The organism is Desulfuromonas svalbardensis (assembly GCF_055389415.1).
Window position 1 is genome coordinate 1423500 of record NZ_AP042416.1, and the last position, 22648, is coordinate 1446147.

16 protein-coding genes and 1 riboswitch are annotated in these 22648 nt (G+C 47.0%); of the genes, 8 read left to right on the plus strand and 8 right to left on the minus strand.

What is annotated here, in order from left to right:
* Positions 1 to 2: 2 nt before the first annotated feature.
* The 3 genes from ACZ5KY_RS06330 to ACZ5KY_RS06340 form a co-directional block, all read right to left on the minus strand.
* A complete protein-coding gene (locus ACZ5KY_RS06330) occupies positions 3 to 1055 on the minus strand; it encodes an efflux RND transporter periplasmic adaptor subunit (RefSeq protein WP_464243055.1) in 1053 nt (350 codons plus the stop codon).
* 27 nt (positions 1056 to 1082) lie between these two features.
* On the minus strand, positions 1083 to 1673 hold the full coding sequence (locus tag ACZ5KY_RS06335) for a TetR/AcrR family transcriptional regulator (protein ID WP_464243056.1): 591 nt from the start codon (positions 1671 to 1673) through the stop codon (positions 1083 to 1085).
* Positions 1674 to 1767: 94 nt separating this feature from the next.
* Complete coding sequence (locus ACZ5KY_RS06340; RefSeq protein ID WP_464243057.1) at positions 1768 to 3156, minus strand: MATE family efflux transporter; 1389 nt, start codon at positions 3154 to 3156, stop codon at positions 1768 to 1770.
* A gap of 248 nt (positions 3157 to 3404) precedes the next feature.
* On the opposite strand from ACZ5KY_RS06340, the gene pabB reads away from it, so the two are divergent.
* The 3 genes from pabB (at position 3405) to ACZ5KY_RS06355 (ending at position 8120) form a co-directional block, all read left to right on the plus strand.
* Complete coding sequence (gene pabB / locus ACZ5KY_RS06345; RefSeq protein WP_464243058.1) at positions 3405 to 5168, plus strand: aminodeoxychorismate synthase component I; 1764 nt, start codon at positions 3405 to 3407, stop codon at positions 5166 to 5168.
* A 66-nt stretch (positions 5169 to 5234) separates the two neighbouring features.
* Positions 5235 to 6125, plus strand: a complete 891-nt coding sequence (locus ACZ5KY_RS06350) for an RluA family pseudouridine synthase (RefSeq protein ID WP_464243059.1) — start codon at positions 5235 to 5237, stop codon at positions 6123 to 6125.
* A gap of 195 nt (positions 6126 to 6320) precedes the next feature.
* On the plus strand, positions 6321 to 8120 hold the full coding sequence (locus ACZ5KY_RS06355) for a methyl-accepting chemotaxis protein (RefSeq protein ID WP_464243060.1): 1800 nt from the start codon (positions 6321 to 6323) through the stop codon (positions 8118 to 8120).
* A 62-nt stretch (positions 8121 to 8182) separates the two neighbouring features.
* Here the strand turns inward: ACZ5KY_RS06355 and ACZ5KY_RS06360 are convergent, their stop codons facing one another.
* The 3 genes from ACZ5KY_RS06360 to ACZ5KY_RS06370 all read right to left on the minus strand — a co-directional run bounded on the left by ACZ5KY_RS06360 (position 8183) and on the right by ACZ5KY_RS06370 (position 11863).
* Entirely contained in the window at positions 8183 to 9727 is a 1545-nt protein-coding gene (locus ACZ5KY_RS06360) for a diguanylate cyclase (RefSeq protein WP_464243061.1), read from the minus strand.
* 373 nt (positions 9728 to 10100) lie between these two features.
* Complete coding sequence (locus tag ACZ5KY_RS06365) at positions 10101 to 10253, minus strand: YfbK domain-containing protein (RefSeq protein WP_464243062.1); 153 nt, start codon at positions 10251 to 10253, stop codon at positions 10101 to 10103.
* Between the two features lie 65 nt (positions 10254 to 10318).
* A complete protein-coding gene (locus ACZ5KY_RS06370) occupies positions 10319 to 11863 on the minus strand; it encodes a M48 family metalloprotease (protein WP_464243063.1) in 1545 nt (514 codons plus the stop codon).
* A gap of 179 nt (positions 11864 to 12042) precedes the next feature.
* On the opposite strand from ACZ5KY_RS06370, the gene ACZ5KY_RS06375 reads away from it, so the two are divergent.
* Entirely contained in the window at positions 12043 to 13854 is a 1812-nt protein-coding gene (locus ACZ5KY_RS06375) for a chloride channel protein (RefSeq protein ID WP_464243064.1), read from the plus strand.
* A gap of 94 nt (positions 13855 to 13948) precedes the next feature.
* On the plus strand, positions 13949 to 14497 hold the full coding sequence (locus ACZ5KY_RS06380; RefSeq protein ID WP_464243065.1) for a dihydrofolate reductase family protein: 549 nt from the start codon (positions 13949 to 13951) through the stop codon (positions 14495 to 14497).
* Between the two features lie 122 nt (positions 14498 to 14619).
* Here ACZ5KY_RS06380 and thiC read toward each other — a convergent pair whose 3' ends face one another.
* Positions 14620 to 15924 (minus strand): phosphomethylpyrimidine synthase ThiC, encoded by a 1305-nt coding sequence (gene thiC / locus ACZ5KY_RS06385; RefSeq protein WP_464243066.1) that lies wholly within the window; start codon positions 15922 to 15924, stop codon positions 14620 to 14622.
* Positions 15921 to 17405: a bifunctional hydroxymethylpyrimidine kinase/phosphomethylpyrimidine kinase gene (gene thiD, locus ACZ5KY_RS06390; protein ID WP_464243067.1), complete on the minus strand. Its 1485-nt coding sequence runs from the start codon at positions 17403 to 17405 to the stop codon at positions 15921 to 15923. The genes thiC and thiD overlap by 4 nt, the downstream gene beginning before the upstream one ends.
* Before the next feature lie 48 nt (positions 17406 to 17453).
* Positions 17454 to 17556, minus strand: a riboswitch (TPP riboswitch).
* 424 nt (positions 17557 to 17980) lie between these two features.
* Here thiD and ACZ5KY_RS06395 point away from each other — a divergent pair.
* From ACZ5KY_RS06395 to ACZ5KY_RS06405, 3 genes are all read left to right on the plus strand, one after another.
* On the plus strand, positions 17981 to 20032 hold the full coding sequence (locus tag ACZ5KY_RS06395) for an EAL domain-containing protein (RefSeq protein WP_464243068.1): 2052 nt from the start codon (positions 17981 to 17983) through the stop codon (positions 20030 to 20032).
* A gap of 155 nt (positions 20033 to 20187) precedes the next feature.
* Positions 20188 to 21327 carry an alanine racemase gene (gene alr, locus ACZ5KY_RS06400; protein ID WP_464243069.1) on the plus strand — a complete coding sequence of 380 codons (1140 nt, stop codon included), beginning with the start codon at positions 20188 to 20190 and terminating at the stop codon, positions 21325 to 21327.
* A gap of 14 nt (positions 21328 to 21341) precedes the next feature.
* Positions 21342 to 22592: an ASKHA domain-containing protein gene (locus ACZ5KY_RS06405; protein WP_464243070.1), complete on the plus strand. Its 1251-nt coding sequence runs from the start codon at positions 21342 to 21344 to the stop codon at positions 22590 to 22592.
* The last annotated feature ends 56 nt before the right edge of the window (positions 22593 to 22648 follow it).

Consider the following 22648-nt stretch of genomic DNA (forward strand, 5'->3'; position numbering starts at 1 on the left):
AATTAATCCTTTATGACGGTTACGGGTTGATCTGGACGTAAACGCTCATTACCTTCGATCACGATTGGCATCCCTGCTTGAATGTGAGGGCTTTTAATTGCGGCACGATCGCCGCTGAAGCTCACAATCTCAATGGGGATAATGGCTGCTTTGCCGTCTTTGATGCTGTAGACAAATTTCTGGCCATTAAAGGTCACCAGAGCATCACGAGGGACGAGCAGTTGCACGCTTTCGGTACTGGTTGGCAAACTGACCTCAGCGGACATATTTTCGAAAGGGAGTGTCATCTGTTCGAGCTGAATGCGACTGTAAATGTTTTTTGTTTGCGCATCGACAACAGGGCGAAACCCTTTGTGGACCCCTTTAAGGTGTTGGTTGGTTGCCGGTAACCACACTTCAACCTGTTGACCGATGGTGCTAAAAGGTAAAAGGGTTTCACTTGTGGGAACTTGGATGAAAATATCACTTAGCGCACCAATGCGAGCGACGGGGCTACCTGTTGTCGCCCAGTTGCCAATATCAATATTTTTTTCAAGAATTCGACCGTTAAATGGGGCGAGAATGACACTTTTACCTTTTTTTATTTGAGTTGATTCGAGCTCGGCAATATAGGCAGCCTTTTGCGCTTTAATCTCGGCAACCGAGTAAAATAGTTGGTCGTATGCTGTGGCGCTAGTCGCTTGTTGTTCAAGAAGTTGCTGATAACGGGCGAGGTCTTTATTCTTGTGATCAAGCTTGGCCTGCGTTAAATCGATCATTGACTGAATTCGCATCAACTCTTTATCAATGAAGTCGGTGTTGAGTTGAACTAGAACTTGGCCTTTTTTAACCTGATCGCCTTCGCGAAAAAGAACCTTGTCCGCACGACCGCTCACTTCCGCTGAGAGTTGACTGATGCGATCAAAATAAAGGGTGCCGACAAATGATTGGGTTGGCGCTGCCAGTGAACTTTGCAGTGCTGTTATTTTGACCCGAGCGGGTGGCGCTGCTGGGGGCTCTGCAAAAACAGGTGTGATGATCAATAGAATAAGTACGAGAGCAAGAGTGTGCCGCATTGGATACCTCATGGTTAGTAATGATGGTTATGATAAATTAGGATTAGGTTTTAAGCCGTCGATACAAAAACGGATGGCATGTTCATCAATGGGCGGTACGGGGAGATGCTTGAAAAGTTTAATGTGCATCACGCCATAAAAAGCTGCATCAAGGAACCATGCCGTCTCTTCGATGGCTACGGGGCGGATGCTCTTGTCGGCAATTCCCTTGCTGATGAACTGGCTCAGGAGGTTGATTTTGTGTTTCAGAAATGAATCAATGAGGGCAAAGCCGTTTGTGCCTGGTTTATGAACCTCATCGGTCATGTCACGGATGAGAACGGTTACCTTTTTGCTGTGCTGTTCGACAACGAGGTTTTCACTACGAAGGAGTGCTTCAACGCATTCCAATCCGTTTTTTTCGTGCTGAGAAATGTTGTCGTAGCCCATGATTGTGTGTTGGAGGATCTGGTTGAGTACTTCACACAAAATGCCCTCTTTTTGTTTGAAGTGGTAAAATAGGGTTCCTTGGGCAACTCCTGATAGGGCGGCGATTTCAGCAGTGGATGTGTTGTTGAACCCTTTATCGGCAAACAGGTCTACAGCCGCATCGATGATTTTATCTTTTTTTGATTTCATTTGTAGCCTTCCGCAATAAACTGAGTGAGTAGTCAGTCAGTACCGCGATATGGCAGAATCGTCAAGTATAAATTTTATATCAGAGATAAAATAATTATGCCGAGGGGTGGAGTCTTGAGTGTTTGAACATGTGAAAGAGGCGGATAGACAGCATAATTGCAGCGCTGGTGAGTCCACAGATTAGGCCGATCCAAAATCCTTTTGCGCCCCAATTTAAATGGAGGCCAAGGTAGCAACCGATGGGTAAGCCAATGCCCCAATAGGAGATTGTTTGGATTATCATGGGTATTTTAGTATCTTTGAGACCACGTAAGGCACCTGCGCAGCACACTTGCATTGCATCGGGAATTTGAAAAATAGCAGCGAGAAAAAGCAGTGATGCTGCCGCATTGAGTAGCTGTGTATCGTTGGTAAAAATAGAGACACACAGATGGGGGAACGTGGCCATCACCGTGCAACTCACTAAGGCACAAACGAGCGTTGTCAGGATGCCAATATAGACGACACGTCGAGTTTGTAGGGGGCGTTTGCGACCGCTGGTGTGGCCGACACGAACAGATATGGCGGTGGCAATGCTCAACGGAACCATAAAGGTCATGGAGGTAAAACTTAAGGCAATTTGGTGTGCGGCGACTGCTTGAGCGCCAAAGCGGGCCAACAGTAGGGCGATGGTGGCAAAAATACTACACTCAATAAACAGTCCGCCACCGATAGGTAGACCTAATTTGAGGAGCTGTTTTTGTGTCTCCCAGCACCACGCGGCATTAAGGCGTAACATCTGTAAACGTCGATAAAGTGCACCGCGCCAAAAGATAAACAGCATACCTAGAAACATCGCCCACATGGTGATAGCTGAAGCGGGGCCACAGCCAATACCACCCATGGCGGGTAAGCCTAGTTTGCCAAAAACTAAAATATAGTTGGCGACGATATTTATTGCTAAACCAAAAAAACTGACCAGCATACTGGGGCGTGTGAGGGAGAGTCCTTCACTGCAGTAGCGTAAGGCAAAACATGCCCCGAGCGCTGGGAATCCCCACGAAATGCCTTCTAGGTAGCCGGTAATGATGGGCTCAAGTTGTGGAGCCACCTGTAACCACGGCAATAGATAGTGCGCTTGGTGGAGTAAGATAAGGATGATGGTGCCGAGTATGGTTCCTAGGTAGATCCCTTGTGGCGCAACGTGGCTGATGGTTTGTTGCTTGCCCGCACCGTAGGCATGCGAGATGGTCGGTGTTAGGGCGCTCAAGATACCAAGCAATAACAGCATCAGTGGAAACCAGATACTTGACCCTATGGCAACCGCTGCGAGGTCATGCGCGCTTACACGGCCTGACATCACTGTATCGACAAAGCCCATGCTTGATTGCGCCAACTGTGCGAGGATCAGCGGCAGGCTTAAATTGATCAATTTTATTAATTCAGTGCTCAACAGTTGGCTGCGCCGATCGGTGAACCTCATGGTGGTCCTTTCGTAAAACAAAACAGGCCCTCCTCGTTTAGGAAGGCCTGTTTGAATATCAGAGTTACACGGTTTTGTACAGAAAACTAAAACGGACCGAAGATGTCCCGAGTATCATTGATCTGATCAATCGCTGTCGTTTGTTCTTGACGTTGTCAGGGGGAGGATCGGGGCTAGCATGACGATGTGAGTCTTGAAAATATCTCGCATGTAATACGTGGTTGCGTTAGGTTGGGGCCGTCTTTATTTAACCGTCGGGTGGAGTGGTGATGATTCATAGCGATCCTTTTCTGGTCATTCATGATGCTGAATGTGACCAATGGTTAAAATTCGAAACGCCAGTGCATGTTGTTGTTGCGACAACGGTGGCGCAGGTGGTTGAAAAGCTGCGCTTGGTTGAATCTCTGGTGAATAGCGAAGGTTTATATGCTGCGGGGTATGTCGGCTATCAAGCGTCACCAGCCTTTGATTCACGACTAGTAACTCGTGTCGGCGGTGAGTTGCCGTTGCTGTGGTTTGGTTTGTACGAAGCAGCACCCGTTGTTGTTTTACCGTTAGATAAATCAACTTCAGTACCGTTTAGCTGGAAGCCACGGCACCATAAAGGGGATTACCTTAAGGCGATTGCTGCGGTTAAGGATTACATCGCTCAGGGCGATACCTACCAAGTAAATTATACCTATCCTTTGGAATGTACTGTTAATGCTGAAGTTGATGCGTGGACGTTCTTTTTGTCGCTGCAGCATGCTCAACAAGGGAGGTATGGCGCTTTTGTCGATCTCGGTCGTTTTGCAATCTGTTCGGCCTCACCAGAACTGTTTTTTTCTCGTAAAGAGGATTTGATTACAACGCGACCAATGAAGGGGACGGCACCACGAGGTGATGATCCCATCGAAGATTTACGCCTATGCGATGAGTTAGCCGGTAGTGAAAAAAATCGCGCTGAGAACTTAATGATTGTCGATATGCTTCGCAATGATTTGAGCCGTATCGCCGAGGTAGGATCGATTCATGTCGATAAATTGTTTCAGGTTGAAGCCTATCCAACTCTGTGGCAAATGACAACACAGGTTCAGGCCCGCAGCCGCTGTTCGATTGTTGAACTATTTACCGCTCTTTTCCCGTGCTCTTCAATAACTGGGGCACCAAAGGTGCGGACAATGGAAATTATTAACGAGCTAGAATCTTCGCCACGTCAAATCTATACAGGGTCAATTGGCTTTATCTCTCCAGATGGCCGCTCGCAATTTAATGTGGCCATCCGTACGGCATTGATTGATCGCCAGCAGGGTTGCGGGGAATATCCCGTCGGTGGTGGAATTATATGGGATTCTGATGCTGAGCAAGAATATCGCGAAACGCAGACCAAGGCCAAAGTATTGGAAGGGCAAGGGGGGCAGCCACGGCTACTTGAAACCTTGCTGTGGGAGCCTGAAACAGGCTATCGACTATTCGAGCAGCATTTACAACGTCTAGACGTGTCGGCACAACGCTTTGGTTATCTTGTAGATATCCACTCTCTACGGCAGCGACTCATTGATGAAGCCGCTGCCCGCGCAGTACAACGCTGGCGGGTGCGTTGCTTGTTGGAATCTACGGGTCAATTAGAGTTTGAGTTTATCCCTCAGCCTTACTGCGGCCAACTCCGAGCGGTTAAATTAGTTTTAGCGCGAAAGGCAATAGCGAGCGATGATGAGTTTTTTAGCCATAAAACTGATGATCGAAAGTTCTTTCAAGGCATGATTGAATCGGCTCAGAATGAGTATGGTACTGAGGTCGATGACGTGGTGCTGTTTAATCAACGCAATGAAGTAACCGAGACCACCATTGCTAATATTGTTATCTACTTAAAAGGGCAATGGCTAACACCGCCACTGCATTGCGGGTTGTTGGCGGGAACCTTTCGGCAACACTTGCTAGAGCAAGGAGTGCTTATTGAGCGGGTGATCACGGTGGCGCAATTGCGCGGCGCAGACCAGGTCTATCTTATCAATTCGGTTCGTGGCTGGCGTTGGGCGCAATTGCGCTGTTAACGTGATTAGGCAAGTTGTCGCGGTTCGTCCTTGCTCTGAACACGATAAAAGGCTATTCTGTTCGTTATGTCTAAAATAATTGTAGAATCTAACGAAATAAATTTGTCCCCGCTGGATTTTTTACAGCGGCATGTCTCTGCGGCATCGCGTAGTTATCTGCGTCAATTGCTCAAAAAAGGCAAGGTTGTCACTACTTCAGGAACTTTGTCTGAGGAAAGTGTTTTATCCGCAGGCTTAGAAATTCAGCTTCCTGATAGTGGTCGGATGCGAGAATTACTCAACGGATATAAATCCCCTGAAGTCGATAGCCCTGTTTCAATCCTTTATGAAAGCCGTGAAATCCTTATCGTCGATAAGCCGGCTGGACTGGCTATTCATTCAAGTGTTGGTCACGAAAAGACGAATCTTACCACCCAAATTGAACAGCTGTATCGTCGCCGTGGTGTGGACTTTAATTGCGCGCCGATCCACCGCTTAGATCTCGACACCTCTGGCCCTGTGCTGTTCGGTAAAGGGAAAAAGGCCTGTAGCGAACTCGGTAAAATGTTTATGCAACATGATGTTGAAAAATGTTATGTCGCGTTGGCCAAGGGGCGGTTGCCCGGTAGTGGAATGTTGTGTTCCAAGGTGACCTCAAAAGGTAAAGAGAAGGAAGCTCATACCGCATTTCGTGCTCTGCAACGTACGGAGGAGGTTTCTTTTATTGAACTCACCTTGCATAGCGGACGTCAGCATCAAATCCGTCGCCAACTTGCTGATCTTGGTCATCCTTTGTTTGGTGATCGTCGTTATGGTGGCCCGTGCCCTGCTGCGTTACCGCGAATGTTTTTGCATTGCTGCCGGCTCGCATTTGTTGATCCGTTTAGCGGTGCGGTTTTGGAAATCGAAAGCCCACTGCCTGCTGACCTAAAACAATTCTTACCTGAATGTTCTATCTCTCAACCCGCTGATCTTTGATCAGCGGTTTTTTTTTACCTTCTGGTGTAAGCACCAACCAAACCTCGCAAATAATCAACGATTTCTCCTTTAATAATCTAAAATTAACTATTAGCAAACAGTGTTTGATTTATTCATCGTTGTTGAATATGATGAGAGCTAAGTTGTAGCTCAATCATTGTAATAGTGTTGTTTTGAATTGTTTAAGGGGGACAGATGGGAATGCTCAAAGAGGCCTATCAAGGCTTAGAGAAACAGTTTTTTAATTCACTGACTAAAAAAATCACGGGCAACATGTTGTTTCTCTTGTTCGCAGTTCTTGCGTCATACGGCGTTATGAGTTGGGAGCAAAGTGCTGTTGCTGAGGTGATGCGCAATTCGCAATCTGTGTCTGAGATAACTTCGGGTATTGTTGCTATTCATCACACGGCGCAACAGTGGTTGATCGTTGTTGTTGCTGTCAGTGTTCTCGTCTGTATTATTCAGATCATTTTCCTACGTTATATGATTGTTCGACCGATTCAGAATATTACTACAATTTTTGAATCTATCGGTAGCGGTGAAGGAGATCTGTCCATTGATGTTCCTTTGGAAACTCATGATGAGATTCGTGATTTGGCTAAAGGCTATAATCATTTCATGGATAAATTACGTGACATAATTGGGCTTGTCCGTCAGCAAGGGGTTCAGATTGCAGTTCGCTCCGCTTCCGTTGGTAAGCAGGTGAGCGAAACAGCGGCAATTTCAACCCAGCAGGGTGAGCTGTCCGATGCGATTTATTCAAGTAGTGCTGAAAGTACGGGGGCTACAGGTGAAATTGCAGATAATTCGCAGACCATTCAAGCGAGTACATCTGAGCAGCTTGATCAGGCTCGTCGCTCGTTGGGGCGTCTCCAGCAAGCCACTGAGCATATTGCTGAGGTGGATACCACTTTGACTGATTTTGTCAAAACCGTAGAAGGGTTGGATGAGAAATCGAAGGGGATTGAGCAAGTTGTCGGTTTGATCCAAAGCATTTCTAATCAAACAGGTTTGTTAGCTCTTAACGCGGCTGTTGAAGCAGCTCGTGCTGGTGAGGCTGGGCGAGGGTTTGCTGTGGTTGCTGAAGAGGTTAAGAATCTCTCCACTCAGGTAAGCGATGCCACCAATAATATCTCAGTGACACTTCACGATATGATTGAAGGGGTGAAGCAGACTCAAAAAGGTACGGCCATCATCTCGAAGCATATTATTTCAACTAAAGAGGTGGTCGAAGATTCCTGCAATCAATTCACTGAAATGGTCAATGATTTTGAACAAACCCATGATAGTCTGCATCGAATTAGTGCTTCGGTTGAGGAACTCTCGGCAGCTTCGACGATGGTGCATCAGAACATTAGTCAAGTGAAGCAACTTAGCGGTACCGTTGCTCAGGCGATGGGAGAGGCGACTGATTTTACCCATGATTTGAATGCGACGACTCAGTTAATGCAGGAAACAGTGTCGAACTTTAAGGTTGGTCGCGGTAACTTTGAGCAGACGCTCGAACTCGCTCGCCGCGTAAGGGATCAGTTGCAAACGAGGATTAGTGACTATGCGTCAAAGGGGTTAAATGTCTTTGATGCCAATTACCAACCCATCCTAGGTACCAACCCTGTTAAGTATTCAACGGCTTACGATAATTTTTTTGAGCAACAGTTGCAATCAACATACGATGAAGTTGTTAGCCGGGCTAAGGGTGGGTTGTTTTGTCTTTGTGTTGATAGGAATGGCTATGCGCCCACCCATAACAGTTTTTATTCACAACAGTTAACGGGAAACCCTGAGCAAGATCTTGTCAATAGTCGCGATAAGCGGATGTTTGATGACCCTGTTGGTCTAACTGCAGCCCGCAACAAAAAAAACTTTGTGTTGCAAACCTATTGCCGTGATACGGGGCAGGTGGTTAGTGACTTATCGCTGCCAATCATGATAAATGGGCGACATTGGGGCGGGTTTCGCGTCGGACTCGATCCGCAAGGATTACTTGATCGCTAGAGATGTGGTTGACTGGAAAAGTTTGAAAAAGGGGGGGGCGTCCTGTTAGGGCTGCACCCCTTTTAAAATTTATAGCATTGCACTTGGTTTCGACCTTTGTTTTTAGCGATGTACATTGCTTCGTCGGCTCGACTTAAGATCAGTTGGTAAATCTCATCGACAAGTGGAGTCATACAACAAACACCAATGCTGATTGTGACAACGTTTGCGGCGTCAGAATAAAGATGGGGGATCGCTAGCTCTTCAATTTCGGCGCGAAGTTTATCAGCCATAGACTTTGCATCACATAGTTCTGTTTCAGGTAGCAAACAAACAAATTCCTCGCCACCAAAGCGGGCAACAAGATCTCTTGATCTGCGTAGGTGATACTCAAGGGCTTTCGATACGACACGAAGACATTGGTCACCTTCGATGTGGCCATAGTTATCGTTGAAGCTTTTAAAGCTGTCGATGTCGATCATAAGTACCGATAGTTTTCTTTTTTCTCGAATTGCAGTGTTCCATTCTAGTTCAAGTATTGAATCAAAATGGCGCCGATTCGAGATCCCTGTCAAGCCATCTTGTTGACAGAGCAGTTGGAGAGCTTGTTGTGCCTCGGTGCGCTCAAGAACCTGCTGCTCCAGCTGCTTGTTGACCTCACGGAGTTCAATTGTTCGTGTTTCAACGCGTTGCTCAAGTTCGGCGTTAAGTAAGTGCAGTCGTTTTAAAATGATGCCAAGACCAAAGTAGAGCACACACATGGTGATTATGATGATAATCGTACTGAGGATTGCACCGCGGGTAACGGTTTGAACCATATTATGGCGCCCAATTGTCATGTTTTTTGCTGAGACGATAAAGCCGATTTTTTCACCAAGGTAATTAACGATTGGAACCGGTTTGTATTTTAGATAGGATTGATTTAAGTAGGAAAACTGTTCGCCATTTTCAGCGAGTAAAAGCTTTCCGCTTAATTGCAGGTCATCAAATGACTGGCCGATGCTTGCCATGAGGGTCATGTTGCTAAACGTGCGGTCGCTTGTTTTTTGTACCGCACGCAAATTGTCATTGAAAACAAAAATCCCACTATCCACCGCATAAATTTCATTCATCTGTGTCAAAGCTCGCAGTGGCTTTATGACAAAGACAATCATGCCAATATATTCTTGGTTGGCATAAACAGGGTGACTAAACCGGTAAGCGAGTCCCCACCGAGCAAGTACTAGTCCCCCTATTGGTTCTTGTTTTGTTAAGGAGGTTGTCGCAAAAGGGATGTCCCAAGCTTTGCCAAAAGAGGCTTGAGTTTGTGCGCTACGGTAGAATACCGTCCCATCAGCAAGAACAAAAGTGATCGAATTAAAAAATGAATCCGCTTTCTCTAAGGTTTTGATTTTGTCTTTAAGGGCTAACTGAAGTGCATCAAGGTCTTGTTGAGCAAAAGCGTTTACAACCTTATCGCTCGTTTTGACAAATCCTTTTATGCGTGAGGAATAACGTTCTTGAGTGTCGTTGGTGTCACGTGTAATGGTTTTTTTTAGCGAAGTTGTGACATTGGCAAGGGTAGTTTGACGCGCTTGATAGTGTTCAAGAAGATATAAAAAACCGAGTCCTAGTAGCAGGATAACCACTTGAATAAAAAATTAAGAGCATTATTTTTTTTCGCACATCCATTTTTTTCATAACTTAAATTACCCTGCCAATATTAATGTTTACAAGTAGATAGATTAGGGCTGTGCGTTGTGTTGGGCGTAAGCGATGGAAGAAAAGGGGAGTGGGACTGCTAAACGCAACAAAGCCGATTCAGGGAGGCTCCGAATCGGCTTTGTGTTTTATATATTTTAGGAAGAAAGGAGTTTCAAATCTCGCCTGCCACAACAAGATTTGATGGTTATGATACTAACCAGTTATGGCAACCTTTAATACCGTAACACCCGCATTTGTTTAACACATGAACCACAATCTTTATCTGTGTATCTGCACAGTTGGTGCATCGTCGTGACGTTATCTTTTTGGTTTTAATAGTTTTGAGAGTTTGACACGTTGGATGAATTCTGCACGTTCCCCTTGGTGGTCGTGACCCTTTGTATTGCGCGCTGTTGCTGTAATCCAATTGAAATCGATATCTGCTGTAAATTCTGAATTCTTTAGTAACATCCCCCCGTTCTCTCAAATAGCGAACGAGGGCATTGTGTTGATTTATGAGTTGGCGGGACGGGCCCTTATTTCTCTACGATCTTTGCCCGTGTTACTTGGGCGCGAAATTGGGTCAACTTTGTAAGTGGGCCAATTCCTGTAGACAAAGTCTCACTCTCTTTCCCAACGATGGAACGATGGAGTTGTAGTTGACGTTGGTGTTTTTTCCCGTTTTTGTCAGTGAATTGTACAACAATACGTATTTTGTTTACTGTCATTTGGGTGGTATTCATCACCCGTAGCTGAAGGGTGTCATTCTGATCTCTAAGCATTTGAACATGTATATATCTATGTGGATTATCAGGTAAATCTAGCTTGATCAATGATTGGTTGGCCGCTTTTCCTGCGGTAGAGTTTGAGCTTGCTGCTGAGGTGAAATAGCGTTTAGCGGTGCTACTATCACCTTGACTTAGTGCCATTTGGCCAAGGGCATTTAACGCTGGTGCCGTTGGCAGTAGTTCAATGCTTTTTTCAAGGTCACTATTGGCTAGAGTCGTTTGATTTAATTCAAGGTTGGCCAGTCCACGTTGAAGATAATAGTGGAAATAGTTGTTGTTGTGTTGTAACGCCCGATTGTAATTAATGATGGCATCGTGATAACGCTGCTGTTTAAAGCGAATGTCGCCACGTAGGGAATGAAACAGGGCCTCGCGTGGTTGAAGTTTAAGCGCTTTTTGGGCCAGCGCAAGGGAGAGAGCTGTGTCGCCATCGTTAAGAGCTTTTCGGCCAGCGTCAAAGGCATTATAGGCGTCTTGGTCGCTGCGTAACGAAGAGATGGCTGCCGCGTAGCGTTCGCGGCCAATTATGCCACCCGTTGGCAGGGTGGAAGCGGTGAGACGGTTTGCATCGACGCGTTCTTGCGAAGGAGGGTGGCTGGCGAATAGACCTGTGAGCCAATTTGAATCACGACCCTCTGACAGACGGACAAATGTCTGTTGAAGATCAATAGCAGCTTGTGGATTGTAACCCGCTTTAGCCATATACTTCATGCCATAAAAATCGGATTCAAGTTCTGCCGAGCGGCCATATTTAGTGGTAATCAATTGAGCTGCAACACCTGCTCCGCCCACAGCAAGGCCAGAGTACTCACTGTTTTGTGATGCCATTCCTGCAGCTAAAACGACCCCTTGGAGCAGCATGCCGCGCTCCATCCCCTTCGCACCATGGCGTGCCGCTGCGTGAATGATTTCATGTCCGAGAACTGCGGCAAGTTCAGCTTCACTATTAAGTTCTGTTAGTAGACCACGGTTGATTGCAATTTTGCCACCAGGTAGTGCCCATGCATTGGGTGTCGAATCGTTAATCACGTTGAATTCGTATGGTAGTTGACGATCACTGACTGCAGCTAAACGGTTGCCAACGTGCTGTACATACTGAACAACCTCAGGGTTAACATTGTAGTCGCCACCCTGCATCTGTCTGCTGGGCAGATATTGCTTGTTGCCAGTGCTGATTTCGGCAGCTTCAGACATCAATGCGATTTCATTTTTTCCCGTAACAGGATTAACTGCACAACCGCCAAGGTATAGACTCAGAATGAGGAATGGGATGATCAGGCTGACTCGTGTCATTTTTAACTCACTTCTAAATAGTTCATACTGATTGTGTGAAGGATCCTGCGGATACCGCTGCTTAAATAATGATTTGTTGTGTTTGTGACTTAATCCTTGTAGTCGGTGTGGTTGATCTGTTTTAATGCCACCACTTTTCAGTTTGATAATATATATTTTCGTGGTCATGAGGTGCTTAGTTGCGAGCAATTGTAACACAATTTAGACGATGGAAAAATCAGTTAGGTAGTTCAGGCTTTAGATTGTTAATTCTCTCTGCATTAGTCGGTATTGTGGCTGGAGCGGGAGCGTTGGCTTTTTATTATGCTACCAATGCTGTTGACCATTTAATGCTCCACGGTGTGGGTCATTATCAGCCGCCAGTTGAAGGGGTTGCTGTTGATGCCGCTGCACCCTATATTGATTCTCTGAAAATGAATACCAGCTGGTATCTTTATCTGTTGCCGATGATCGGTGGGCTATTTAGTGGCTGGCTGGTTTATACGTATGCCCCAGAAGCTGAAGGGCACGGAACCGATGGTGCCCTCGAAGCATTTCATCAACGCGGTGGTCTAATTCGTGCTCGGGTGCCTATTGTTAAATCTATTGCTTCTATTGCCACCATCGGCACAGGTGGTTCCGCAGGGCGAGAAGGACCGATTGCCCAAATTGGCGCAGGATTTGGATCTTTTGTGGCCACGCGTTTAGGCTTGAGCGTTTCTGATCGACGAATTTTACTCCTCGCCGGTATGGCTGGTGGTGTTGGCGCTACCTTTCGCTCTCCCCTTGGCGGTGCTCTATTTGCCGTGGAAGTGCTCTATCGTGACCCTGAGTTTGAACATGAGGGTTTAATCCCCTGTATTATCTCCTCCATTATTGCCTATTCATTGTTTGGTGCCGTAACAGGCTGGGAACCTCTTCTTGCTACGCCCCATTTTCGTTTTGAACAACCGAGCGAATTGTTAATCTTTTTCGTCCTTGGTGTTGTTTGCGCGCTGCTTGGCGTCGGTTATGTCAAAGTGTTTTATGGCATGCGCAATCTCTTTAAGCGCTTAGCGATACCCGACTGGTTAAAACCCGCAGTTGGCGGCCTACTCCTTGGCCTGTTAGCGATGGCTGTGCCGCAAGTTCTTGGCTCAGGTTATGGTTGGGTGCAGTCGGCACTGTATGGTAATGTGGCGCTGTGGGTGATGTTGGTGATTGCTCTAGCTAAGATTTTAGCAACCAGCTTGACCATTTCATCGGGTGGTTCTGGCGGAGTTTTTGCGCCAAGTCTAGTGATTGGTGCCATGCTTGGCGGTGCTTTTGGCGCGACAGCACAGGTAGTATTTCCGAATTTAACGCAAGATCCCCAAGCCTATGTTTTGGTTGGTATGGCAGGATTCTTCGCTGGAGTTGCTAACGCTCCCATTGCGACACTGATTATGGTCAGCGAACTAACGGGTAACTATGGCTTGCTTGCTCCGCTCATGCTGGTGTGCGTGGTGGCAATGATCGCCATGCGCCGTAATAGTATCTATGAAAAACAAGTACCTGCCCGTATTGATTCACCTGCCCACTTTGGTGATTTTGTTATCGACGTACTTGAAGGAATTACTGTCTCCGAATTGGCAAGCAAAGGGCGTAAGCCAACCTTTATTCCTGCTGAAATGACGTTGCCGAATGTGTTACAAGAAATTTCGGCCGCAAAGAATGCATACTTTCCTGTTGTTAATTCCGACCAAAAAATGGTCGGTATTTTTTCACTCAATGATATTCGACGCATTCTTAACGAGGAGATCCCGCCTGGTTTAGTCGTTGCTGGAGATATTGCGACAAGTCAGGTGATTTATGCCACGCCGCAGGATCACTTGACCGATGTGATGAAGAAAATCACTGCACGAAACCTTGAAGAGATCCCTGTGGTGGATTCCGTTCATCCTGATGAAGTGCTATTCATGTTGTCACGCCGTGCTGTGTTAGCTCACTATGCCGAGCAAGTGGAAAAGACCAAGAGTGATTATCAGCAGTAGGGCGTGTGCTAGATTTTTTGTTTTAATGTGTTATGGTTTTTAATGTGATGCTCAGATCAGTTTTACAGTGGATTTTTTATTTAAAGGATAGGATATGAGTCTTAAAATATCGGTGTTTATTTCAACAAGTTTAGATGGTTATATTGCTAGGGAAAACGGTGACCTTGATTGGCTCGATGCCGCTAATGCCAATGTTCCAGACAGCGAGGACTTTGGCTTTATTCAATTTATGCAATCTGTAGATTCTATTGTGATGGGGCGGAATACGTACGAGAAAGTATTATCCTTCGGTGGTTGGCCATACGGCACAGCTTCTGTCATTGTTTTGAGTCGCACACAGATCGAATTTCCCGATGATCCAGATCACAAGGTTTCCACTACTTCAGAATCACTTGAAGAGTTATGTAACCGTTTAGAGGGTGAAGGTCAGAAGCATCTTTATGTTGACGGAGGGATCACCATTCAGCGATTTCTCGCTGATGGCCTTATAACTGATGTGACGATAACCACCGTTCCTGTAGTCATTGGCAGTGGAATCCCCTTGTTTGGCAGTGTTAAAAAAGATATTACCCTTGAACACGTTGCCACCAAATCGTTTGATGTCGGTTTTGTGCAATCAACTTATAATGTAAAACCAGTGTAGCAGGCTTTTTAAAGTCGATATTGTGCGGTTCTCGTGCGCTCTTTTTATTTAAAGAAAAAGCGCCGCTTTGATAATTCAAAGCGGCGCTTTTTTGCGTAACAGGTGAATTGTTGTTTTGATGATTACTTGTTTTTATTTAACTCTTCACGACGTTCATCCATCACCTTAACGGCACATAAGTCACCGCACATAGTGCATGCACCGTGCTCATCAGCAGCAACGTTTGATCCACGACGCTCGCGGGCTTTTGCTGGGTCGAGTGCAAGTTCGAATTGTTTTTCCCAGTCAAGGTCCTTACGCGCCTGTGCCATGGCGTGATCTTTTTCAATCGCACCGGGAACCTGCTTAACAATGTCAGCAGCGTGGGCGGCAATACGGCAGGCGATAACCCCTTCGTGAACGTCTTTCACGTCAGGTAAGCATAGGTGCTCACTTGGAGTAACGTAGCACAAGAAATCAGCCCCAGCCGAGGCGGCAATCGCACCACCGATGGCGCAAGTGATGTGGTCGTAGCCCGCACCAAGGTCAGTTACTAAAGGTCCCAGCACGTAGAACGGTGCACCGTGACAGATTTGTTTTTGTAGCTCAATATTTGCCTTAACTTGATCAAGTGGCATATGGCCTGGCCCTTCGATCATCACCTGAATCCCTGCATCCCAAGCGCGGTTGGTTAATTCACCAAGAATAAGTAACTCTTGAATTTGAGCACGGTCGGTGGCATCGCTGAGGCAACCTGGGCGGAACCCATCACCGAGCGACAGTACGGCGTCGTAAGGACGGACCAACTCTAACAAACGATCATAGTGCTCATAGAGAGGGTTTTCAGCTTTATTGAAGGCCATCCATTTAGCAGTAAAGGAACCGCCGCGTGAAACAACGTCCATGATGCGGCCCTCTTGATCCATGCGGTCAAGGGTCAGCTGTGTGACACCACAGTGAACAGTGATGAAGTCAACGCCATCATCGAGGTGTTTTTTGATGCCGTCAAAGATCTCATCGACAGTCATTTGGACCATTGCTTTTTTCTTTTTGGCAACGGTGTCAACAGCAGCTTGATAGAGGGGCACGCTGCCGATACAGGCCTCGGTTTCGGCAATGATTGCAGCACGAATCTCATCAATAGGGCCACCTGTTGACAGATCCATCAGGGCGTGTGCGCCAGCAGCCACGGCAACGCGAGCTTTTTCCATCTCGTTGTCGATGCTGGTATCATCTTTACTGGTGCCGATATTTGCATTGACCTTGGTAGTCATCCCTTTACCAACAGCAAGAGGGATACCGTTTTTCCGCTTTACATTGTGACAGATGCAGGCAGTGCCTTCTGCAACGAGAGCGCGAAGCTTTTCTGCGTCAATGCCTTCTGCTTCTGCGGCTTGGCGTAACGTATCGGTTATGATCCCTTGGCGGGCAGATTCCATTAATGTCATGACAGTGTTTCCTTGTTGGTTGCGGCCAGTTGCTGGCCGACATGGTTAAGTGAAGCGGTATAATGATTAATTGGTCCATGTCCTTGCCCTAGTTGGGGGGCGGTCATGATCGCGTGAGTGATAAACTGTTTGCCCTGTTCTACGGCACGATAGAGTGGTGTCCCTTGAGCTAATAGGGTGGCAATGACCGAAGCCGTGGTGCATCCTGTTCCGTGAGTGTGCGGTGTGTCAATGCGTTTGCCGCTGAAGTGGTAACATTCATCGCCCTGTAAAAGTAGGTCGATGGGGTCACCTTCGAGATGGCCACCTTTAAGAAGGACATTGCGTGCACCCATTGTTTGAAGTTGACGTGCCGCCTTCTCCATTGAGTCGAAATCGTTAATGGTGATCCCCGTTAACGCTTCGGCTTCAGGTACGTTCGGTGTCAAGAGATAGGCTTTGGGTAATAAGCGTTGGATGAAAGCATCAACCGCTGATTGTTGAAGCAGGTTCGAACCACCCTTGGCAATCATCACCGGGTCGATCACGCACAGTAGCGTGTCATCGGTTAAGGTGTCAGCGATGGTCTCGATGATCTCAGTACTGTATAGCATGCCTGTCTTGATGATGTCGGTGCCGATATCGCTGAGTACCGCTTGCAGTTGTTGTTGAATGAATTTTGCTGGAGGGGCGTGAATGGCACTGACGCCGAGGGTGTTTTGCGCCGTTAGGGCGGTGATGACACTGCTGCCGTAGCAACCGAGAAGGCTAATTGTCTTCAGGTCTGCTTGAATGCCTGCGCCGCCACTGCAATCTGAACCTGCAATGGTGAGAACACGCCCGTGGGAGCGTGGGTTGTTGATGTTAAACTGCAAGCTCATCTCTTTTGCTGCAACGCTTGGTTGCGGATCAGCCATAATAGCAGAGACGACGGCTGCGGCATTTGCTCCCGCACCGATCACATCAGCAAGTGCTGTGGTGGTAATGCCGCCGATGGCAACGATGGGCAGTTGAACGGCTGCGCGAATCGCTGTTAATCCAGCCAAACCAATGTGGACAGCATCGAGTTTTGTTCCAGTTGGGTAAACACTGCCGACGCCAATGTAGTCGGCACCCTGTTGCTCTGCAGTGGTTGCCATGTCAACGGTGCGGGTTGATACGCCGATAATGGCATTGTTACCAATAACCTGACGTGCGTCGGCAATGCTACCATCTTTTTGACCAAGGTGGACGCCGTCGGCACCGCAATCGCGAGCTAGTTCGACGTTATCATTAATGATGAACAGGGACTGATAGCGATGGCAGAGTTCACGCAAAATGATGGCCAATTGCAGTTTTTCGCTGCGATTACGAACCTTGTCGCGATATTGGACAATGCGTACACCGCCGCGCAAAGCCTGCTCAACATGGTTGGTCAGCTGTGCGGCATCGCGGTCATCGGTAATTAAATACACACCGTGAATCGCGCTTCGAGTTGTTTTCAAATCTAAAGTATGTGTCATAAATAAAAAACCACAGCCGGAATGGGTGCGGTCAAAACACCGGAATTGGTGTTTGTGTGGTCGCTTCCCTACGCCGGCATCATCCGGATCAGGTTCCAAGGGTCGCTCTATCAATTAGAGCTCTCAGTGCTTCACTCCCCCAGCAGCCATCTCTGTAAATAGTATTGAGTATGGTCGTGCGAGCCTAGTGGATTCGAAAACTCATGTCAATGTTCTTCTTGCAACAATTGGTTTGCCTTTGGTGTACTCAAGACCCTGTTTGGTTGTAGCTCTCGACAGTGGTAAGGGCAATTTTTAAATAAATGGTGCCATTTGAGTTTGATACTGAATGGGGAGGTTGTGTACTGAAAAATTATAAATTTAGCTCCTTTAATGAACTGACGGAGAAACTCATTGTCAATTATTGTTTTTGTGGTGTACTGTAATTGACGAATTTATTTATGTTTGGGTGCGGTGGGTGTTTGGCTGATGAAATAGTTTGAACCTTTTGTGCATACCTTAGTGGCTTTTTGGGTCATTTGAAAGAAAAAAACTGGTTGAAGGGGCAGCTTGTTGATGACTCTTCAGGGGGTATTTTGGAATACGCAGGCTTAGTAGAAAATAGTAATGACTTAATCCAAGTTGTCGGTTTTGATGGAGGTGTGATCTACGTTAACCGCATGTGGCGCGAGGTTCTCGGTTACGATGTGGCTGAGGTAGCGGGGTTGAATTTTTTTGATCTCCTTCACGAAGATTTTCACTGTGATTGTCAGTCGAGGATTCAGTTGCTACTTGAGGGGGGCAATGTTCCCTGTTTTGAAGCCCAGTTTAAGGCTAAAAATGGACATAAAGTGGTCGCCGAAGGAAGTATCTCGTTATATCTAGAAGGGGACAAGCCCAAGGGGATTCAGGGTTTCTTTCGTGATATTACCGTCCGTAAAGAGACTGAGTTAGCACTGCAAACGTCTGAATCGAGATTCCGCACGATTTTTGAATCATCTGTTGCCGGGATAGCAATGTTGGCTCCTGATGGCTTGTTTTTACAAGCGAATCCAGCTTTTTGTCAGTTTTTAGGTTACACTGAAAGTGAGCTTCTGCAACTTAAAATCACCGATATTACCCACCCCGATGATGTTGAAGAGACCCTCTCCCGACGAAATATTGCCTTAGCTAATAAATCACGGTCGATTGTCTGTGAAAAACGATATTTGTGCAAAGATGGTACGTTGTTTTGGGCACAGTTGTCATCAACGTGGTTCTTCGATGAACAAGGTCAACCTCTTTATACTGTTCCTGTTATTCAAAATATTACTCGACGTAAAGAGGCAGAATTTAAGATTCGTGAACTTGCTTATTACGATAGTCTGACTCGTTTGCCTAATCGCAGCCTGTTTAATGATCGCCTAGATCGGGCGCTGGCTAATGCTCATCGCCTTGAAAAACCTTTTGCGCTAATGTTTTTAGATTTGGATCGATTTAAAGGGGTTAACGATACGTTGGGCCATGCCGTTGGCGATGAGATGTTGTGTCAAGCGGCAGATCGCTTGCGTCATTGCTTGCGTGAAAATGATACGGTGGCTCGACTTGGCGGCGATGAATTTGTCGTGATCCTTTCTGGTTATAAAAGTGCTGACAACATGCCGCATATTGCGACAAAAATTCTTGAAGAGTTGTCGCGGCCCTTTGACCTGAATGTGCGTGAGGTGTTTAGCTCAACCAGTATTGGTATTGCTGTGTGCCCTGAGGATGGTACCAATCCAACGGATCTTCTTCGCCATGCCGACATGGCAATGTATGCAGCAAAGGATGCGGGGGGCAATACCTTCCGTTTCTATTCTGAAGAGATGAACGCCAAGGCTGTATCGCGCATGGATCTAGAGTCGAACTTGCGCCGTGCTTTGGATGAGAATGAATTTTTTGTTGAATACCAACCGCAAATTGATTTGGTGACCAATCAAATTGCTGGTGTTGAAGCGTTGGTGCGCTGGCAACACCCTAACCTTGGTATTATTCCTCCCAACCAATTCATTTCATTGGCGGAAGAGACAAATTTGATACTCCCTCTGGGGGTGTGGGTGATGCGGACAGTGTTTGAGCAATGCGTTATCTGGGCGAAGAGCGGTTGGTTGCCGTTTCGTGTTGGCGTCAACGTGTCTGGCCGACAATTTACACAGGATGATTTTGTTGATGTTGTTTGCGGACTCATTGAGGAAACTGGAGTTGATCCCAATTTGCTAGAGTTTGAGATCACTGAAAGCGTTGTCATGCATGATGTCGATGAGGCAGTTGTTACTTTAAATAAGCTGCGTGATTTAGGCATTCATATGGCTATTGATGATTTTGGTACCGGCTATTCGTCGTTAAGCTGTCTGAAAAACCTGCCTGTCAGCCGTTTGAAAATTGATAAATCCTTTATTGCTGATTTGCAAAGTAACCCTGATGATCGGGCCATTGTTGAAGCGACCATTGCCATGGCGAAACGGTTAGGTTTAGATGTTACGGCTGAAGGGGTTGAAACTGCGGAACAGTTTGGTTTTGTTCAGGGTCGTGAGTGTGATGAAGTTCAAGGCTTCTATTTCAGTAAGCCTCTTTCAGCGAATGATGTTGCCACGACGTGGCTGGTTAGCGAAGATAAAGATTCTGATTGATCTTGTTTAAGTGATGAATCGCTCTTTACAGTCGCTGGTCACCATGCTAATAAAATGACACAACTTATTATAGACAAAGGCCGCTAAGCGGCCTTTTTTCATTCACACCGATTAAGCTGCCTCTTTAGCCTTAAACAAAGACCCTTGAGTTGACTATGACTATACAGCGACCAACACATGTGGAGATTGACCTAACTGCCCTTCAGCATAATTACCAAATGATACGGCAACAGCTGCCTGTCGCATGTGGTGTGTTAGCCGTTGTGAAGGCTGATGCCTATGGCCATGGTGCGGTAGAAGTCGCTAAGATATTGCAGCGACTTGGCGCTAATCTTCTAGGTGTAGCCATTGCGGAAGAGGGTGTTGAGCTTCGCGATGCGGGCGTTGAAATGCCGATTCTTGTGTTGGGTGGTCCTTGGCCTGGACAGGAAGATCTTATTCTTCGCCAAAACTTGCAGGTGGCGGTGTTCGAGCCGGAGCAGTTGCAACGTTTAGAGCAGGCCGCAAGTAGGGCAGGCTGTCGTTGCCGTTGCCATTTAAAAATTGACACTGGAATGGGTCGTTTAGGTGTTATGCCTGCCAATCTTGAGGAGATTTTGGCGCAGTTTCAGTGTTCTGACACTCTTGTTCTCGATGGTGTGATGACCCACTTAGCTGTGGCTGATTCAGAGAATCATCCGTATACTTCTCAGCAGTTGAAACTGTTTTTGGAATGTGTTCAACAGGTGCGTGATGCGGGATTTTCTCCACGTTATATTCATGCTGCCAATAGTGCTGCAACATTTAGCCAAGTGGCGAAGGGCTGTAATCTTGTTCGGCCGGGGATCGCTCTTTATGGTGGTCAACCTTTTAGCGCGCACGCATTAGCGCTGCGGCCTGTCATGAGTTTACGCACTAAGATTGCTCACCTTAAAACCTTGCCTGTAGGGTGTGGCGTTTCTTACGGACTTCATTTTATCACTGAGCGACCCTCAGTCATTGCTGCCATACCTGTTGGTTATGCCGATGGGTACAATCGTTTGTTGTCCAATAGTGGTACCGCTTTAGTTCGTGGTCAACGGGTGGCCGTCGCTGGAACCGTTTGTATGGACTGGACTCTTCTTGACGTAACCGATATTGACGGCGTATGCGCTGGCGATGAGGTAACACTTCTGGGTTGTGATGGCGATGAGTGTGTTTCGGCGCAGCAGTGGGCTGAGCAGATTGGTACGATCTCTTACGAGGTGTTTTGTCAGATCAGCAAGCGGGTGCCGCGCTATTATCAGACTGAGGCAGCACCCAACAGTCCCGCATAACGATAGGAGTGGACATGGCTAATGAATTGTTACTAGCTCTTGATCTTGGTACTACCGCTCTTGCGGGACGTTTATTCCGTGCCGACGGTGAACTCTGTGCTGAAGCGACTTTGTTTAATCCTCAAGGTGTCTTTGGTGCCGATGTGTTACGGCGAATGGAGGCATCCATTGCAGGAGATGCTGCTGCCCTTCAGCTCGCTTTGCAGGACGGCATAGATGAACTGGTGACCCTGCTTCTCGATCAATGCCACGCTTCACGCGCACATATAGTTCGTGCCGCTGCAGCAGGGAATCCTGCGATAAGTTGTTTGTTGCAAGGGTTGCCCGTTGAGTCCTTACTCTATCCACCGCATCGGCCCCCATCATACTCCTCTGTACGGCTTCAACTCGATTGCCTGCCGGTACCACTTTTTCTTTTTCCCCTTGTCAGCGGTTATGTTGGTGGTGACCTTGTTGCTGTGTTGTATGGCTTTGCACCCTGTGCCGATAAAACTTTTTTTGTCGATGTCGGTACCAATGGTGAAATGGCATTGTATGCTGGTGGAAAGTGGTGGGTGACCTCTGTTGCTGCGGGTCCAGCTTTCGAAGGTGGGAATATTGCCTGCGGCATGGTTGCCTCAGCGGGGGCGGTAACGGGTGTGTCATTGGAAGATGATCGGATCGTGCTTGAGGTTCGTGGTGGTGGTTTGCCGTGTGGATTGTGCGGCAGTGGTTTAACTGAAGCCATGAGTATCATGCTTGCTGCGGGACTTATTGACACAGGCGGCACTATTGTTGATGTTGATGATGTGGCGACGAATCTGTCGCGTTATATCAGTCACAATGATCAGGGGCGAACGATCTGTTTGTATCGTGATGCCAAAACAAGGTTGGAGTTGACTCAGGATGATATCCGTCAATTTCAATTAGCAAAGGGCGCTGTGTATGCCGGCGCTGAGTGTTTGCTTGCTCGTGCTGGAATTACCAGTGATGAGTTGTCGGCTGCGGTGGTTACAGGTGCGTTGGGTTTTTCCATTGGGCGCAATGTGTTATCAGCTGTTGGGATGCTGCCCGAAAGTTTGATTAAAAAAGTAACCTTTTACGGTGGTGGTGTTCTTGCTGGCTTAAGCCGCTACGTGCTAAACGCTCATGATGCAGATGTTGATGCCGAGGTCCAGGCCCTTACCGATTCGCTACGACCTTATCCGTTGTCGGGAACGCCCCATTTCGAAACGGCCTTTGTGGCAGCCATTAATTTCCCAAATAGAGTAAATGACGCAGATTAGCGCAGGAAAAGGGCGATTTATCTTGTGTCTGGCAAGGTAACAGCGTAAAAATAACG

What these genes read in the sequence shown, in the direction of transcription:
- ACZ5KY_RS06330 (WP_464243055.1), bottom strand. Translation starts at nt 1,055, where the DNA reads ATGCGGCACACTCTTGCTCTCGTACTTATTCTATTGATCATCACACCT.
- ACZ5KY_RS06335 (WP_464243056.1), bottom strand. Translation starts at nt 1,673, where the DNA reads ATGAAATCAAAAAAAGATAAAATCATCGATGCGGCTGTAGACCTGTTT.
- pabB (WP_464243058.1), top strand. Translation starts at nt 3,405, where the DNA reads ATGATTCATAGCGATCCTTTTCTGGTCATTCATGATGCTGAATGTGAC.
- ACZ5KY_RS06350 (WP_464243059.1), top strand. Translation starts at nt 5,235, where the DNA reads ATGTCTAAAATAATTGTAGAATCTAACGAAATAAATTTGTCCCCGCTG.
- ACZ5KY_RS06355 (WP_464243060.1), top strand. Translation starts at nt 6,321, where the DNA reads ATGGGAATGCTCAAAGAGGCCTATCAAGGCTTAGAGAAACAGTTTTTT.
- ACZ5KY_RS06365 (WP_464243062.1), bottom strand. Translation starts at nt 10,253, where the DNA reads ATGTTACTAAAGAATTCAGAATTTACAGCAGATATCGATTTCAATTGG.
- ACZ5KY_RS06370 (WP_464243063.1), bottom strand. Translation starts at nt 11,863, where the DNA reads ATGACACGAGTCAGCCTGATCATCCCATTCCTCATTCTGAGTCTATAC.
- ACZ5KY_RS06380 (WP_464243065.1), top strand. Translation starts at nt 13,949, where the DNA reads ATGAGTCTTAAAATATCGGTGTTTATTTCAACAAGTTTAGATGGTTAT.
- thiC (WP_464243066.1), bottom strand. Translation starts at nt 15,924, where the DNA reads ATGACATTAATGGAATCTGCCCGCCAAGGGATCATAACCGATACGTTA.
- thiD (WP_464243067.1), bottom strand. Translation starts at nt 17,405, where the DNA reads ATGACACATACTTTAGATTTGAAAACAACTCGAAGCGCGATTCACGGT.
- alr (WP_464243069.1), top strand. Translation starts at nt 20,188, where the DNA reads ATGACTATACAGCGACCAACACATGTGGAGATTGACCTAACTGCCCTT.
- ACZ5KY_RS06405 (WP_464243070.1), top strand. Translation starts at nt 21,342, where the DNA reads ATGGCTAATGAATTGTTACTAGCTCTTGATCTTGGTACTACCGCTCTT.